Genomic DNA, 13,854 nt, shown 5'->3' with positions numbered 1-13,854 from the left:
GGTTTTCCAGAGTTTCGACGGAACGCGTGAAGCAATACGGCGCAGGAAGCCGAATCCGCCATTGCGCGATACTGGCTATTTCAAGGGTCACGGCATCACGGTTGATTTGGAACGGCGGTAGACGTGCGGGCTTTCGATCTCAGCGGACCATATGCCCAAACCGTTGTCGCGGGCTCTGTTCTCGGCTTGGCCGTACTCGACCTCACTGATTGAGTGGGCCGCCGGCAAATACCGCAACATTGCCTCTGCCATTCCGGCTTTCACCATCGCTAGGCCGATATCGATGTCGCCGAGAAAGCACTGGCCGACCAGGCGCCGATACTGATCCTGGTCAATGATGTCACAGCGCACATGCTGTCCGTCGATCATTCTGCCGAGGTAGCTCCGGGCTGCGACGCCACAGCGCCATACCTTTCCGTCTTTCAATCCCGTCTGATCACGTTCGCAAGCATCAATGGCCGCGATCCTGATGCGCTGGTTTCGAATATTAATGGTATCGCCATCAATAACCCGGGCACGGCCCGAAAGATCGGCCGCTTCGACCGAACTACCAATGACAACGAGGATGGCGAAAACTGCCGATAAGGCTTTGCGTTTCAATGTTTGATCTCCATGGAATTTCGGGCGGCGAGCCCGAAAACCGAGCGGGCAAGATGCAATTCGCCCGCGGCGGCGCGGTCCGTAAGGGCCCGCAAATAGCCTCCTGGCGACTTAACGTCCTGCCGGTCGTATTTCTCTAGCGTAACGGCGACCGCAACGGCGGCTTGCTGCTCGCCCATCTGTTCGACGGCGCGGCGCCGGGCATCTTCGGAGATCCCGGTAAATCGGCACATCAGCGGCGCGGCGCGCGCCAAGTCTCCCCAGTTGGCGGGCGCAAACCCATAGGCCTTCAATGCTGGTAATGCCCTCACTACGTCTTGCAACGCGACTTTTGCGTGCGGCAAGCGCTGTGGCCGGTTGATTTCGCTCCGGCGTCGCCTCAGGCTTTCCTCAAAAGCCCATTTGCTGGCAAAGCCAGCCTTAACGGATTTGTGTTGTTCGGCGTCAGCCGAACGCCGTTCATCGTTACTATCTGCAAGAGGATAGGGGGTTGTAGTCTGTTTGTGCATGCCGTTTTCGACATGCGAGCATGTCATATTCTGAGTCTCATGCCCTTCTGCTGATCGACGCGGAAGTCGCATCAAACGCTCGACGAACCACTCCAAAAGGGCGGTTGCCCGACGCAGCACGCTGCTGGTGGCCTTTCCGGCGGTCCCGATACGATCGCTGACACGTTCGATGCGGCCTTCAATCAGTCTCACAACTCGCTCGGTCTGCTCGGTGGCGATCGCTAGGGCTTGGTGAGCGGTGCGGAGCGCGCCGCGGTAACGCCGCAAAGCCGCATCTGCTGCCTTCTTCTCAGCGCGTGCCCGCCTGACCATCTCATCGAGCTCGGCAAACCGAAAGATCAAAATGCGCAGGTCGATCCCGCATCCATCCGTTATCTCGCCTTCGCCATTGCGTATGGGATAGCGCTTGTAGTTGCCGCTATCCTGCATGGTGATCAGGCCGGCGTCGAACAGCCGCGACAACATGCGGCTGACGCGACCGACCGATCGGCCGATTTCGAACGCCAGCTGCCGGTTGGACTTAAATATGATCGGACGACCCGATTTGTCGAATGTGTCGGCCTGGGCCGTGTTGATCAGAGCTAACAGCAAATGGCTTTCCGTTCCGTTGATCAAGCCCACGCATGGGAGGCTTTGAACAAGTATCGTCAACTGGGCGCGTGTAACTGCCCCCATTTCCGCCGACTCTGCCAGTCGACGGAAATGGGCACGCTGCGGGGTTATCCGGCGACCGGCGGGCCGCAGGTTCATTTGGGTTTCCCCCATTCCTCGTCTCCATTTTGAGACCAGGCAAAGCTTCGCCGTTCACCGAATAGGTGCATTCACCGTTGACAGGGAAGGGAGGGTCTGCGAGAAAGGATTTGGCTAAATTATCGACTCGCAGACCGCTTCCGGAATTTCTCGGGAGCGGTTTTTCTTTTCTGGTCGGGTGTCTCTCCGCAAAATGATGGTCAGATTGGCAGCCGGAATTTGAACCGATTCCGCTGCTTCGGGAACATAGCGACAGAAAGCATATTGGCGCAACAACGTGCGCCATCAGATGGCCCCAAAGGCGACTAGAACCCCTTACAATTGACTGGTTTTTCGGTGATTTTCTGCCATCTCCGCAAATGAGGCTTTCATGCGCGGCCGCCTATACCCGAAGCAATTTGATGCGGAATCAGTGTCCGGATCGGACAATCCATGGGCGGGAAGGGGTGTTCGAGGGGAGGGGAATGGGCCTACCCTCGACGTGATTAGGAGCCAGGTCGTCACTGGCTCCTAATCATCGGCGCAGAGTGCGGGAGGCCGATCACGGGGAGAAGAACGTGACCGGCCCGCGACTGAGGTTACTCAGCCGCTTCGGGGAACTGACTATCGTCAGGGTTGCGCCCGGCTTCAATTTCCGGGCCTACCTCGGGCGATGCTAAGCGAACAGGGAACGGTAGCCAGCCGCTTCCGGCAACAATACGATCTGCGATCGCTACCGCTTCGGATTTCTTGGCGGCAGCGCGAACCACCAGTTCCGCTTCACTGCCTTTTGCCTCGGCGACAGCCAGTTCGATGGTCGTCCGGTTGACGTGTTTGAAATAGCTGTCGCCCGTTGTTTCAAACCAGTCCGGCATGTGCATCTTGAGCGCGTGTCCAAGCTGGTTCGCCTGCTCAAGGCCCTTCTTCCGATCCGTGAACTTCTTCTCTACCGCAATGACAGAGTGTGCCGCCCCAAAGGCCAGCAACGAAAGCACGGTGTCTTGTGGTTGTTCCATCAGCCAGACAAACAGGTCGGCGGGATTGCCGGGGAGGTGATGACCATAGTTGTCCGCAAGGTCGTTAAATGCGGTAAGCCCCTTGCAGCTTTCGGCGTCCTTCATCGACGGCTCTAATCGCTCATGGGTGAGCGACAATTGAAGCGCGCTCTGCTCCGAGTGATACGGGTAGGCCACGCGCAACAACATGGCGTGAACCACGGCGACAAGCGCCACCTCGGGGTTGTTGGCCAGTTCGATGCGCAACGCGGCGGTCTTGTGAGCCGTCAGGTCCTCGATCAGCGCAGCCGAGTGGCTGATGGTAGGGACCTTGGGCTCATCTGTACCCTTGCGGCCCTGCAGGCTCTCGCCCTCGTCGTCCCCGTCCTCCGTTTCGGCGTTTTCGTCCCGCTTTACGAAACCGCGCTCGATGGCGAGCCGACCGTAGTAGTCGAGGAAAACGAAGGCTCCCGCCTGTTCCAACGCCTCGGAGCTATAGGCCTCCGTTCGGGCATTGAGCGCGTCGATTCGTTTTTCGACGTCCGCCAACTTCGCCTCTGCCTCGTCGCCTGCCATGTCGTTTTCGATGAGTGCGGCAAGATCGTCATATTCGGCTTTTGCGGCATCGAGCGCAGCCTGATCTTCCTCGGAAAGAGCGATCCCTTCCGGATAGTGCCGTTTCATCGTGTGATAGCCAACGGGCGCTGTCGCGGAGCATTCAATCCACTTCCAGCCTTCGGCGCGAACAGTCGCGGCGGTCGCATCGAGCTTTTCGGCGACCAGCTTCTCAACCAAAACCGAATCCAAGGCGTAACCGGCGTTGCGGTCATCAAACAGGTCGCGCTTTACCGATCCACCGGCTTCCTCGTAAGCCGCCAGTCCGCCTATGAACTGGATGCGTTTGTCCGTCGCTGGAATCATTTCCTCCGTGAGAGCTCGCCGGATCGAGTGGGGCTCACGGTTCCAAGACGAAAGCGAGTTCCAAACAGTCACCTGCCTTTCGTGGTCATCGCTGACGGTGAAGGCCGATAGCTGCGCAAAGCTCATGTCCTCGTCGCGGAACAGCTCCAACAGCACCGGCGACACGCGTGCGAGCGCCAGCCGCTTGCGAACCACGGTTTCGGTCGTGCCGAAACGAGCCGCGATATCGGCCACTTCCTTGCCTTGCTTGGTAAGCGCGTCGAATGCCTCGTACTGATCGAGCGGGTGCATGTCCGCGCGCATAAGGTTCTCGGCAAGGCTGATTTCCGTGGCGATCTCGCCTTCCCGCTCCTTGCACTCGACAGCGAAATCCTTGGCGATCTCCCCCGCCTCGACCAACAGATTGAGGGCAGCAAGGCGTCGGCCGCCCGCCGTCACGAAGTAGCGGCCCTTCTTGTCGCCCTTGCGAACAACGAGGTTCTGCAAGAGGCGATAGCCGTCTTCTCGAATATTGGCGGCTAGCGCCTCGACGCCCTCGGCGTTGTAGGTCTTGCGGACGTTCTTCGGATCGGCGTCCAGCTTGTTCAATGGAATGCTGATGATCTCGGTCATGATGTTTCCCTTTTCCATTTTCCCGCGAAGCGTTTCTCGTGCCCGAAGGGGCAGGAGCCCGCTCCTGCTCTCGAGCTCGTGCGGAACAGCGGGGGAGAGGGGGCAAGGGGACAAATCGGAGGGGGATCACCCGCCCAAGGCAACGCCGAAGGGGCGACGCGAACCCGCGTCCGATCCTGCACGAAGCGAGCAAAGGTGAGCGGAGGAAGGACGGGGAGACCGATTTTCCGCTTGCAGGGGAGAGGGGGCAGGGCCACCCTTTCCCTGCCAAAGCAAGAATGAGCGTACCAGGCGCAGGCTCAGCAAAGCGGCCGCAGACCGTTCGCGCACCGCTTGACCGGTTAAAAGGCCCACCGCAGGAGGTTCAGCATAGCGCCGGCGATCAGCCGGGAACCGGGACCGACTGGCCCCGGCAAGCGGTTCTGCCAGACTGTGGATGGCTCCAACGACGAGTGACGCCCTATTCCTCGATCCGATATACTGCGGCGTTGTCCTGAATCTCCCGCCGGCCCTTATAGCTCGAGTGTCGGAGCTTGCCGTCGGAGGTCCAGCCGCGAAACTCGATCTCGGCGATGATGGTAGGCGCGACCCAGACGATGTCGCGTTTCCCGGCGTAGGAGACAGGGGGCTTTTTCCGGTCCATGGCAGCTTGTTCATAGTGAATCGGAGCTGCGACATCTCCCTCATTTTGAAGCCCGTACCGACGCTTCCGACGTAGACCACTTGGTCACCGCGATAAGCGCCCAGCATGAGAGACCGGAAAGCTCCGGCTGAACGCTCGTAGCCGACAATAAAGAAGCTTTCGGACTGGACGCATTTGACCTTCACCCAGTCGCCAAGGCGGCCGGATCTATAAGGACGACCGAGATGCTTTGCGATGATCCCCTCGAGTCCGTGGTCGCATGATGCCCGGAACAACTCTGCTCCCGTCACGTCGAAGGCTTCAGAGAAGCGGATCGCGGATTCTGGGCGAGCGGAGATCAGTTCTTCGAGGAGATGTCGACGCACCCGCAATTCCGTCGTCGTGAGATCGTGGCCGTCGAGATACATGAGATCGAAGGCCATGAACTGTGCCCGCGAGGTCTTCTTACCAGCTCGGCCGCCAAGCGATGACTGAAGGAGGCTGAAATCGGATCGGCCCTGGTCGTCGAACATGACCGCTTCTCCGTCGATGATCGCAGATGCAACGCCCAGCTCCCGCGCACCTTCCTCCATTTCCGGGAAGCGGCTGGTCCAGTTGTGTCCGTTCCTCGTTAGGATACGAATCCCGGTTGGCTCGATGTGGATCGACAAGCGATAGCCGTCCCACTTGATTTCGTAAGCCCAGTCAGGTCCTTCAGGCGGCTTCGACTTCAGGAGACAAAGACAAGGTTCGATCCTGCGAGGCATGTGATCGAGCAGAAGGTTTGGCTGCGCCGGATCCCGGCGGCGCCGAGGCTTCGACCTGATAGGCGCATCGCTGTCTTGGAGAAGAGGTTTCGATCTCGGCGTTCGTGCCATAGCGGTACTCGGTACGGTGCTGCAACACCGAATATAGATCGGGAAGGGGCGGATTCCGAATCCTAGGCGCCGATCAACAGATTTCGTCCGCCACTGCGAACAGGCAGACGTGCGGCGGCTTTGGACATGAGACAATTCAGCCGGAAAATCGTAATGAAGTTACTATGAGTAGATTCATGGAAACCGAAACCGCATTGATCGAGCGCCTACGCGCCTTGAAGGCTTTGCCGGAAATGTCGATCAACGTATTCGACATCGGTGTTCCATTGACTGCGACAGGCTTCACGCAGGATGAAATCGTAGAGGTCCTGTATGCGCTCGAACAGGACAAGATCATCACGCTATTACCGGGAAATCGACTGCTGATGCGCAAAGAACTGCCGGACGGCTGAGCCGTCGTAGCGTCCGGTATGTTACCGGGGCAATCGACCAATCAGAACGGTGTTGTCAGTTCGGTTGCCACAGTCGCAGCGGAACCTGCCTCTCAAGTTCATCAGATATTGATCGCCCCAACGTGCAAGCACTGTGTCTTTGTTGACCCAGCCCACTCGGCCACATGCCGAGCATCGTGCACCCAATACCTCCCACTCCTGTAGGCCTTTGATCGTGTTGTACGTCGCAGGATCATGCTCGATGAACGATGAGGGCTGAAAAGGCGCGGTTAGTTTCATTGCTCTTGCTCGATAGGAGGAAGAGAACAAAATAGGAACATAGTCTTAGGCGAGTCAAGGCCGCGATCCAAAGACGGGGCGATGAAACGCGCTATCAACAATCCTCCAGGCAGGCGGCATAAAGGCACTTATCAGATACCACGTCGTTGAGCTGGGCCTTTCCGTCGGGCGTACTTAGTCTGCAATCAGCCCGACAAGTTTCCGGTCCACCGCACAGGTCTCGATCAGCGATGCGTCACCATTTAAGACGGCAACCAGTTCCCCAGATGTCATCGACCGGAACACAAACACGTAAAGAGCCATCGCGCCCAATACCTCCTCATCATCGAGGTCGCCTTCCTTCAATTCGGCACGCTGCTCAAGTGCAGCACGACGGCAGTCGGCCTCATGCTCAGCAAAATACAGGTTATGGTCGGAGCCCGGCGTGACCTGATACGCCCAAAGCGTGAATTCCATCTGGATCCCTTCCTCAATCAACGCTCCGGTTATAGTCACGGCTCGGCACGTTCGAAATTGTAGGATTCGACAAGGTCCGCAACTTGCAAAGGTTCAGTAATGTGCGAGGCTGACTGTGGTTCCCGCCCGCGGCGCTCCGAGTATGGAGCGCTCCGCACCACGGGCTAAGCATCAGCGAAAGATCGTCGACGAGATCCGAAGTTCGGGCGGAAAGCCGCGCCCGTGTCAGCGCGGCCTTCTCATTTCGGCGTGTTGCCGTTGCCAGCCTTGGCGCTGAAGTCGCGCTGATAGCTGACCTCAATCTTGGCGATGAGCGGAAGCGAGACTGCGACCGAGATTTTCAACTGGCCTTTATGGTCAGTTTGGCGATGTGCCAATTGATGTAGAGACGAAGGCGGCGGCCGGTCTTCTGGCAGAAGGTTACGAGCGCTTTCATGAGGTGGATCCTCCTAGTGGTGCTGCGTGATCGCGAAGCTCGAATACGGCAGGCACTGACGAGTGCACCGCGGAGCGGTCGCAACGGAGAGGAGAACCCTTAGGGTTGCGCGCCAAGGCAGGGCCTGCAGTATCGTGCGCAGCATTAGATTACGGACTGCCATTAAGGAGCTGTCGGAAAACGCGGCATTCGTAGCCCAGGCCCACTGCCTTCGTCGTCAATCGGCGGGTCCCCATCCGGCCACCAGGGCCGGGATCCCGGGTTGCGGGTACAGCGCGCTCATGACATCAGTCTTCAACGGCTGACAATGACAACATGTCGAAGTGAGCCGACCCGCCATGGCGGTCGGCCGCTGTGGTTGGGGAGGGGAGCACGAGGGGAGGGGCGTCTGGGGCTCCCCTCGTTCCGGTCCTGGCCCGTTCGATGCGAGCTTGGATCGGCCGGGGAGGGCTCTTACCGCACTAAGCCCAGTCTTTCGCCAAGGCTCGGCGGCTGCGGCGGTCCAGATTCCTTGATCATTGCCAGCATCATTTCGCGTGTCAGGCCGCGAACCTCGTAGCCTTGTGTCCGCGCGGCCTCGACGATCGATTCCAGGGTTGAGTATTCATCAAGGAACGCGCCCAACCACAAGGCGCATTCGTCGGTATTCGGGTGGGGAAACGCTTGTAAAAAGAAGGTCCTCAGGGGCCGGTCATAGCCAATCGTGGCCTCGGGATCGGCGTTGGTCGCAGACTTCACTTCAACGGTGTAGCGGCTCAATGTCGGTTCCTCTCGTGGCGTGTTCGATGGCCGCGCCACGAGTGGCGCGGCCTCTTTCTATTTGAAAAGCGGCATTGTCCGCTTGTTCGTCAGGGCGGCTCGTTCCGTCGCGAAGGTGTAGCCGTCCCAATCCTTCTAAGCCTCCCAACCTCTCGGCGTGGCGCGTCCATACCAGACGCGCACCTGCACTCTATCGGCAGCCAACTCCTGCGCCATGGAAGCCGTATGGCTTCCGCCCGAGCCAGAAGGGGTATCGAAAACCTCGACGCTGCGGCGCTCGTGTCGCATTGTGCGGCCTCCTACAGCTGGAAATGAGGCACAAGCGCCTGATTGGCGCGGTGGCAAGCAAGAGCGTAGGCAACCATCTGCGCGATTAAATCGGCGTCGGTCGCGCCCGCCCTCGTGGCTCTGTCGGCGATGTCCTCGGCGAGTTCACCATCGTCCTCGCCGACATGTTTGTTGCCGACAATCCAAGAAATCTGTCCGGTCGGCACTTCCGACCGGAGTTTCCCGGGAAGGGCGGATATCCGCCCCCTCCGTGTGCTCGCTGCGGTTCCAGCCTCTTCTGCCTCCGTAGCCGTCGGGAAATAGGCCAAGATCAAGTCTCGGCGCTGCGCGTCGGCAGCGCTGATGAACGCCTGCCCGCCGTCGTCGGTCTTGTAGAGCGCCCAATCGGCGGCAGCGCCGCCGAAATAGGGATCGCCCGTGCCGTGAAACTCCATTGCGAAAAAGATTGTGGGGGTCATCGGAACGTCCTTCTCAAAATGGGGGCGTGATCAGGCGGCGCTGGCGTCGATGATCGTTTTCAACACGCGCTGCGCTGCGTAGCGTCCGGCCTCGTTAAGGTGCCGTTGCCACGCACCTTGCGACGGCGACCAGCGAAAGCCGTTGGCTTTCAAGACGCGTCGTGTCGTATCGTCGGGTTTGTCGGGAAAGATCAGTTGGATACGCGCTATGTCGGCGTTCTCCTTGATCTCGACGGCGCCTGCGGTCGTCTCAAGCTCCTGGCTTAGGGTGCCGCGTTCCTTCATTCTTGCGAGGACTGCAAGGCGCTGCTGAAGGCGGCGGAGCTCGGCGCGGCTGTTGGTCGTGCTGAACCCGCGCCGTGATTGCCACGGAGCCAGTTTGATGCCTCTGGCTGCTGCTTCCTCAGTGAGTCCTGTGTTTGCCACGACGGCCGCGATCATGTCGTCTTCCGTGGCAAGGTCTTTCTCCATGCGCCGGATGATTACGTTTGCCGCCTTCATTTGGTCGATCGAAAGCGCTGTCGCCTCGATGCGCGTCATGATCTTCTGCAAAACAGCGGGATCGCCGGAACGGTTCGGTTTATCTTCCACGCCATGCGGGAACGCTTTCCGCCTGACGGCCTTCCGGGCGGCTGCCTCGTGCGCCTTAAGATCGGCTCGGCGAGCATCGGAAATCCGCATTCGCTTTTCGTTGCGGGCAACCGGGAAGCGGGCGGGACCAGTGACAAACCAATTCATGCAACGGCCTTCCGCCGCCCAATAGCGCCGCGTCAACTCGACGTGACGGCAGGCGAAGGTTTCGATTTCCGGCTCCGGGATCGGTGCGCAAGCTTCGTTCCAAAGCTCGACAACGTGTGTGGCGAATTGGTTCAGCCGTTCGGCCAGGTCCGCTAGTTCAGTCTTTGCGCGCCGGTCGGGAAAGTGCGTCAGGGCATGAAACTGCGGCTCGATGTCCTCCGCCGCGATGGTTGCGGCGAAGGTCCCTGAGACAATGGCCAGGATGTTGTTTTCGAAGGTTGCGATTTTCATCATGCCTCTCCCTCGACAAGGGTGGGGGCACGTCGCTCGATGCGGGATTGCAAGCCCGCCAGCGCGCCGGCAATGATGATGCCTCCGGGGGAAATCTCGTCTGTCTTTGCGAAAACCGGGTCCAGGACCGGGCGGCAGCATTTGAAATGCTTGGCCGCGTCCTCAAGACTGACAAGCGGCGACGTGTAGGGGGAGCTACCGCCCCCGCCGACAAGAACAATCTTGCCCGCGATCGGCTGGGGGAAGCCCTCAAAGATGGTGAAGGCGGTCAGGCCTTCCTTCAACCCTTCCTCATCGACAAGAAGCGTGTGGCGCTCGTCGAAACGTACGACTTCGAGGAGGCGGCAGCCAATCAGGTCGTAAACCGGCCGGATACCCGTCGAGACCGGAAGCCCGACCGGCTTAAAAATCGTCGTCTCCGGGTCCAGCACATAAGCGGTGTTTGCGCGTAACATATTCTAGCCCTTTCCATTCCGCGAAGCGGTCTAGCGTCTGCCCGAGGGGCAGGAGCCCCGCTCCTGCTTCCGAGTTCGCGCGGAGCAGCGGGAGAGAGGGAGGCAAGGGAACAAAACGGAGGGGGTTCGCCCGCCCGAGGCTTAGCGCCGAAGGGGCGACGCGCATGATCCGTACAGGCGGATCCGCGTCTATCCTGCACGAAGCGAGCGATTAGCGAGCGGAGGAAGGACGGGGAGACCGTTTTTTCCCTTGTGAGGGAGAGAGGGCGGCGCCTTCTTTCCCTCCCTCGAGAAAGCACGCCGGCCGCCTAGCGGACGCCATTTCAGATACAGAAAGGGCCGTCCTGCCTCGTGAACAGGACGACCCCTTGGCGCATGACAAGAAGGGCTAGCGACTTGCCATCACCAACTCATGATTGACTTTGCCGGCGCACCATATGCTGGTTTCAACGGGCGTGTAAACCGGGAGTCAGAGGCAATTTGATGCAAGGACGCGAAGCGGACGTAGCGCACCCGATCGCTACCCGTAGAGGCGAAGACCGCCTTCAGCGGGCTTCGTGCCAAAGGCATAGAGCGGGCCCGCGTCAGCGATGCGCCAAATCGATGCGAAACCGGGCGGCGTAGTGCCGACCATAAGCTCAGGCGGAAAGGCTCCAGTAGAGGAAAACTTTCGTTCGTCGCCAGCGCATACTCAGCGGGCCGATTTGGCAGTAGCCGATAGAAACCGCTTCAAGCTCAAACCCGCCAACAGAATGTAGGGCGGCCTGGCGAGCGAATAGTGACCACAGTTTAGATGCAGGATATTTGGCCTGGCTCCGGCGACCTTCAGCCCGTGCATGAACCTCTCCGATAGCTCTGGCAACACCACCTTGTCTCTCTTCGCGAGCACAACGTGAAGATCGAGATCAGGACGCGCCAAACGATGCGCGTAGTTCTCCATGTTAAGTGGAGCCCAGGCCCTTCTTAGATCGGTCAGCCCGATCGGAGGCTCAAGGCTGTCGCGTATCGCTCGCGTTGCGCGCCCCGTCCAAACCATATCCGCGAGACTTCCCGCCGTCAGAAACAATGAGGCCTTCGACACAGCCGGATCGTGAGCCGCAATGAGCCCCGCAACCCAGGAGCCAAGACTCATGCCGAGAACGGCTATCTCTCGATAGCCTTCGCTCCTCAGCCAGCGTAGGAGTTTTCGCCCATCCCAAACCGCCTGCCTCACAGATTGAATCGTTCGGCCGAGATTTGCGCTGAGCATGTAATCGGCGTGCGAGGAGCCCGGACGTCGGCGCTCGAAATGGTAAGGCATTGCAATCTCAACAACCGTGATGCCACGCCGTGAGAGAAATTTGGCGATCTGACGATTTCGCGAGGTTGCATTCCAATGGTGGAAAACCACAAGAACCTGGTCGAACGATCCGCTTTCTGTGATCTTTGCCCAGACGACGTTGTTCTCGTCAATGTCAGTAGAAATGCCCGATGAAAATCTGAGCCACCCATCTTGCTTCTGAAAACCTTGATCGCTCCCACTCGCCTCATCGAAGAAGGCTGGATCAACGACGGCCTGGTCCGCAAAATCAAAAAACGCCTCGAGACTTATGACCTCCTTCGCGCCTGGAAAGGCGCGTTCCGCGTCGAGGACGAAATCCGTCGTTTCCTTTTCTTCTTCGCCGCGCCGCGCCCGCCGCTCATCCCATCGATCAAGCCAATTATGATACACGCTGATGATTTCCTAACTCACTCGCTCGCCATTGCCCAAACCCTGGATCAAACAGGCCGTACACCGCAAGGAGCACGCCGACGCCCAAAAGGATCGAAAAGCCTGCAAACGCCCCGACCAGCAAGTAACCGCCAACCAGGAGGCCTACAACAGCCGTCATCTTCCATAAAAGCGCGCGAAAACGACCATCAGCGCGCAAACGGATCGAACCAAACAGGAAGACAACGCAGGTCGAAATAACGATAAGAAGACTGCTGAAATGCGTCGGCATCCTATAGCCGACCCCGTCGCTTACATTATTGCGACCATGAAGGGCTGAAGACATATCGCTGACCAACCAAGCTACGACATTCTCGCCGCTCGATGTCAGGTAGGAGCTCTGCACCTTCATGCATATGGCGATCACAACGCCCAATACCGTGCACCGAAAAATCCCGCGGATTACCCTGAGACCGACTTCATCGATCTCTTGCCGACAGTCGGCATCAAGCCGATGCTTTGTCGCCTCGCCAACTCTCCAGAAATCATAGACCACTGTATAAAGCAGAATTAGACCGACAAAGAAGACATAGAAGCAAATGGACATGTATAGATAAGCAATCCCTGTGAACAGGACCGCTTCTGGCACCGATATGACCTCCGGGCGCACAAGTGCGAACTTGCCCCAATCCATTGCATAGTTGCCACCGCCGTTTACCAATGGGATCAGGCATACTTCGATCCATTGAAAAAGACCTGCGAATAGCAGGCAAATCAAAAAGACCAACCAATATGTATAGGAAGAAGCTTCGACATTGCGCTCCCAGTCGATTTGCATCCGGTCTGCCTGCGCAGTGAGCTTTAAGCGCGCCTCATTTTTCCAGAAACCCAGCAGCTCTATGACGAACGCACAAAACAAAGGGAGCAGCACCATGAAGACGAAAGTCCAATTCGGCGCCCAAAGAAATCCAACCTGTTTAACAACGCCATCCGGCCGGCCATAACTAGCGTTATGGATCCCGGTGACATACGACAAAAACCCGAGGGCAGTTGCACCTGCAAACACCGACGCCGGCAAATTCAAGGGCGACCCGCGACTGAAGAGCGCCTCCGATCTCGTCGCCAAACCGAAATGTCTTGGCCCCTTGGCGAAAGTGTCCCTTGCCGATTCTGGCGGAGACTTCGTCTCATCGTCGACGATCGTGGTCGGCGTCGGATCCGGGATCCCAACGCTGCCCCCGGCCTGCTTCGAGTCTCGCCGCTTGGCGGCTAAACGCGATTGCGCCGCACTGAGCTCCATCTGCCATTCGCTGGTTGCCAACGGATCATCGCACCCGAAAACCCGTGCGAGCCACCGAATGTTGGCAGTGCTAATTCCCTTCTCATTTTCTTGAAACCAAAGCTGCACTGTTCGCAGATCGACCCCGATCCGGTTCGAATCGATCTGGGAAATCGCTTCTGCAAGAAGCTCGGGCGTCCACGGGCCTGCGGGAAATCCGTCGCTGCCCAATGGCCGACCCGCTCCAGCCGCAGCCAATTGTTTGAACAGCTCCTTGAAATCACTTCCGTCCTTCGACGGCGCAAGAAAAAACTTTCCGTTCTTTATCAATGGCTTCAGGCCCTGGTTTCGTTTCATTTCGCTAGGTTTCGTGTCCTATCGTGCCACCGCCCCTCAAATCATCGTCTGATCGACTGGATGCAACTTTTAGCGCCTCCGAGATGAAGCGCGCAACTATTGGAAGGAGG

11 protein-coding genes and 1 pseudogene are annotated in these 13,854 nt (G+C 58.6%); 1 reads left to right on the top strand and 11 read right to left on the bottom strand.

What is annotated here, in order from left to right; translation table 11 throughout:
• Positions 1-87 precede the first annotated feature (87 nt).
• The 4 genes and pseudogenes from IB263_RS32170 to ligD all read right to left on the bottom strand — a co-directional run bounded on the left by IB263_RS32170 (position 88) and on the right by ligD (position 5,866).
• Positions 88-600 carry a thermonuclease family protein gene (locus IB263_RS32170; RefSeq protein WP_210338361.1) on the bottom strand — a complete coding sequence of 171 codons (513 nt, stop codon included), beginning with the start codon at positions 598-600 and terminating at the stop codon, positions 88-90.
• Positions 597-1,874, bottom strand: a complete 1,278-nt coding sequence (gene repC / locus IB263_RS32165) for a plasmid replication protein RepC (RefSeq protein ID WP_192439514.1) — start codon at positions 1,872-1,874, stop codon at positions 597-599. Before repC ends, IB263_RS32170 begins: the two co-directional genes overlap by 4 nt.
• A gap of 563 nt (positions 1,875-2,437) precedes the next feature.
• Positions 2,438-4,366, bottom strand: coding sequence for a ParB/RepB/Spo0J family partition protein (locus IB263_RS32160; protein ID WP_192358193.1), 1,929 nt, complete (start codon positions 4,364-4,366; stop codon positions 2,438-2,440).
• Positions 4,367-4,826: 460 nt separating this feature from the next.
• Positions 4,827-5,866 (bottom strand): annotated as a pseudogene (gene ligD, locus IB263_RS32155) (non-homologous end-joining DNA ligase).
• Between the two features lie 176 nt (positions 5,867-6,042).
• On the opposite strand from ligD, the gene IB263_RS32150 reads away from it, so the two are divergent.
• On the top strand, positions 6,043-6,258 hold the full coding sequence (locus tag IB263_RS32150; protein WP_246811144.1) for a hypothetical protein: 216 nt from the start codon (positions 6,043-6,045) through the stop codon (positions 6,256-6,258).
• Positions 6,259-6,711: 453 nt separating this feature from the next.
• On the opposite strand, the gene IB263_RS32145 is transcribed toward IB263_RS32150, so the two are convergent.
• The 7 genes from IB263_RS32145 to IB263_RS32115 form a co-directional block, all read right to left on the bottom strand.
• Positions 6,712-6,993: a hypothetical protein gene (locus IB263_RS32145; RefSeq protein ID WP_192358197.1), complete on the bottom strand. Its 282-nt coding sequence runs from the start codon at positions 6,991-6,993 to the stop codon at positions 6,712-6,714.
• 889 nt (positions 6,994-7,882) lie between these two features.
• Positions 7,883-8,188, bottom strand: coding sequence for a hypothetical protein (locus tag IB263_RS32140; protein ID WP_192358199.1), 306 nt, complete (start codon positions 8,186-8,188; stop codon positions 7,883-7,885).
• Positions 8,189-8,487: 299 nt separating this feature from the next.
• Positions 8,488-8,934, bottom strand: coding sequence for a hypothetical protein (locus tag IB263_RS32135; protein WP_192358201.1), 447 nt, complete (start codon positions 8,932-8,934; stop codon positions 8,488-8,490).
• A gap of 30 nt (positions 8,935-8,964) precedes the next feature.
• Positions 8,965-9,966: a hypothetical protein gene (locus IB263_RS32130; RefSeq protein WP_192358202.1), complete on the bottom strand. Its 1,002-nt coding sequence runs from the start codon at positions 9,964-9,966 to the stop codon at positions 8,965-8,967.
• Complete coding sequence (locus IB263_RS32125; protein ID WP_348646649.1) at positions 9,963-10,394, bottom strand: protein psiB; 432 nt, start codon at positions 10,392-10,394, stop codon at positions 9,963-9,965. The genes IB263_RS32130 and IB263_RS32125 overlap by 4 nt, the downstream gene beginning before the upstream one ends.
• A gap of 715 nt (positions 10,395-11,109) precedes the next feature.
• The gene (locus IB263_RS32120; RefSeq protein WP_192358206.1) at positions 11,110-12,129 is read right to left on the bottom strand and encodes an RcgR family putative quorum lactone hydrolase; all 1,020 of its coding nucleotides are present in this window, start codon (positions 12,127-12,129) and stop codon (positions 11,110-11,112) included.
• On the bottom strand, positions 12,119-13,717 hold the full coding sequence (locus IB263_RS32115) for an RcgA family putative transporter (protein WP_192358233.1): 1,599 nt from the start codon (positions 13,715-13,717) through the stop codon (positions 12,119-12,121). The genes IB263_RS32120 and IB263_RS32115 overlap by 11 nt, the downstream gene beginning before the upstream one ends.
• Positions 13,718-13,854: the final 137 nt, after the last annotated feature.

It is taken from the genome of Ensifer sp. ENS03, assembly GCF_014852035.1.
Lineage (GTDB): Bacteria > Pseudomonadota > Alphaproteobacteria > Rhizobiales > Rhizobiaceae > Ensifer > Ensifer adhaerens.
Note: the sequence above shows the minus strand (reverse complement) of the source record. Positions and strands in the feature narration are given on the sequence as shown.

Coding starts and splice junctions, on each gene's coding strand:
- repC (WP_192439514.1), bottom strand. CDS start 1,874: ATGGGGGAAACCCAAATGAACCTGCGGCCCGCCGGTCGCCGGATAACC.
- IB263_RS32160 (WP_192358193.1), bottom strand. CDS start 4,366: ATGACCGAGATCATCAGCATTCCATTGAACAAGCTGGACGCCGATCCG.
- IB263_RS32150 (WP_246811144.1), top strand. CDS start 6,043: ATGGAAACCGAAACCGCATTGATCGAGCGCCTACGCGCCTTGAAGGCT.
- IB263_RS32145 (WP_192358197.1), bottom strand. CDS start 6,993: ATGGAATTCACGCTTTGGGCGTATCAGGTCACGCCGGGCTCCGACCAT.
- IB263_RS32135 (WP_192358201.1), bottom strand. CDS start 8,934: ATGACCCCCACAATCTTTTTCGCAATGGAGTTTCACGGCACGGGCGAT.
- IB263_RS32130 (WP_192358202.1), bottom strand. CDS start 9,966: ATGATGAAAATCGCAACCTTCGAAAACAACATCCTGGCCATTGTCTCA.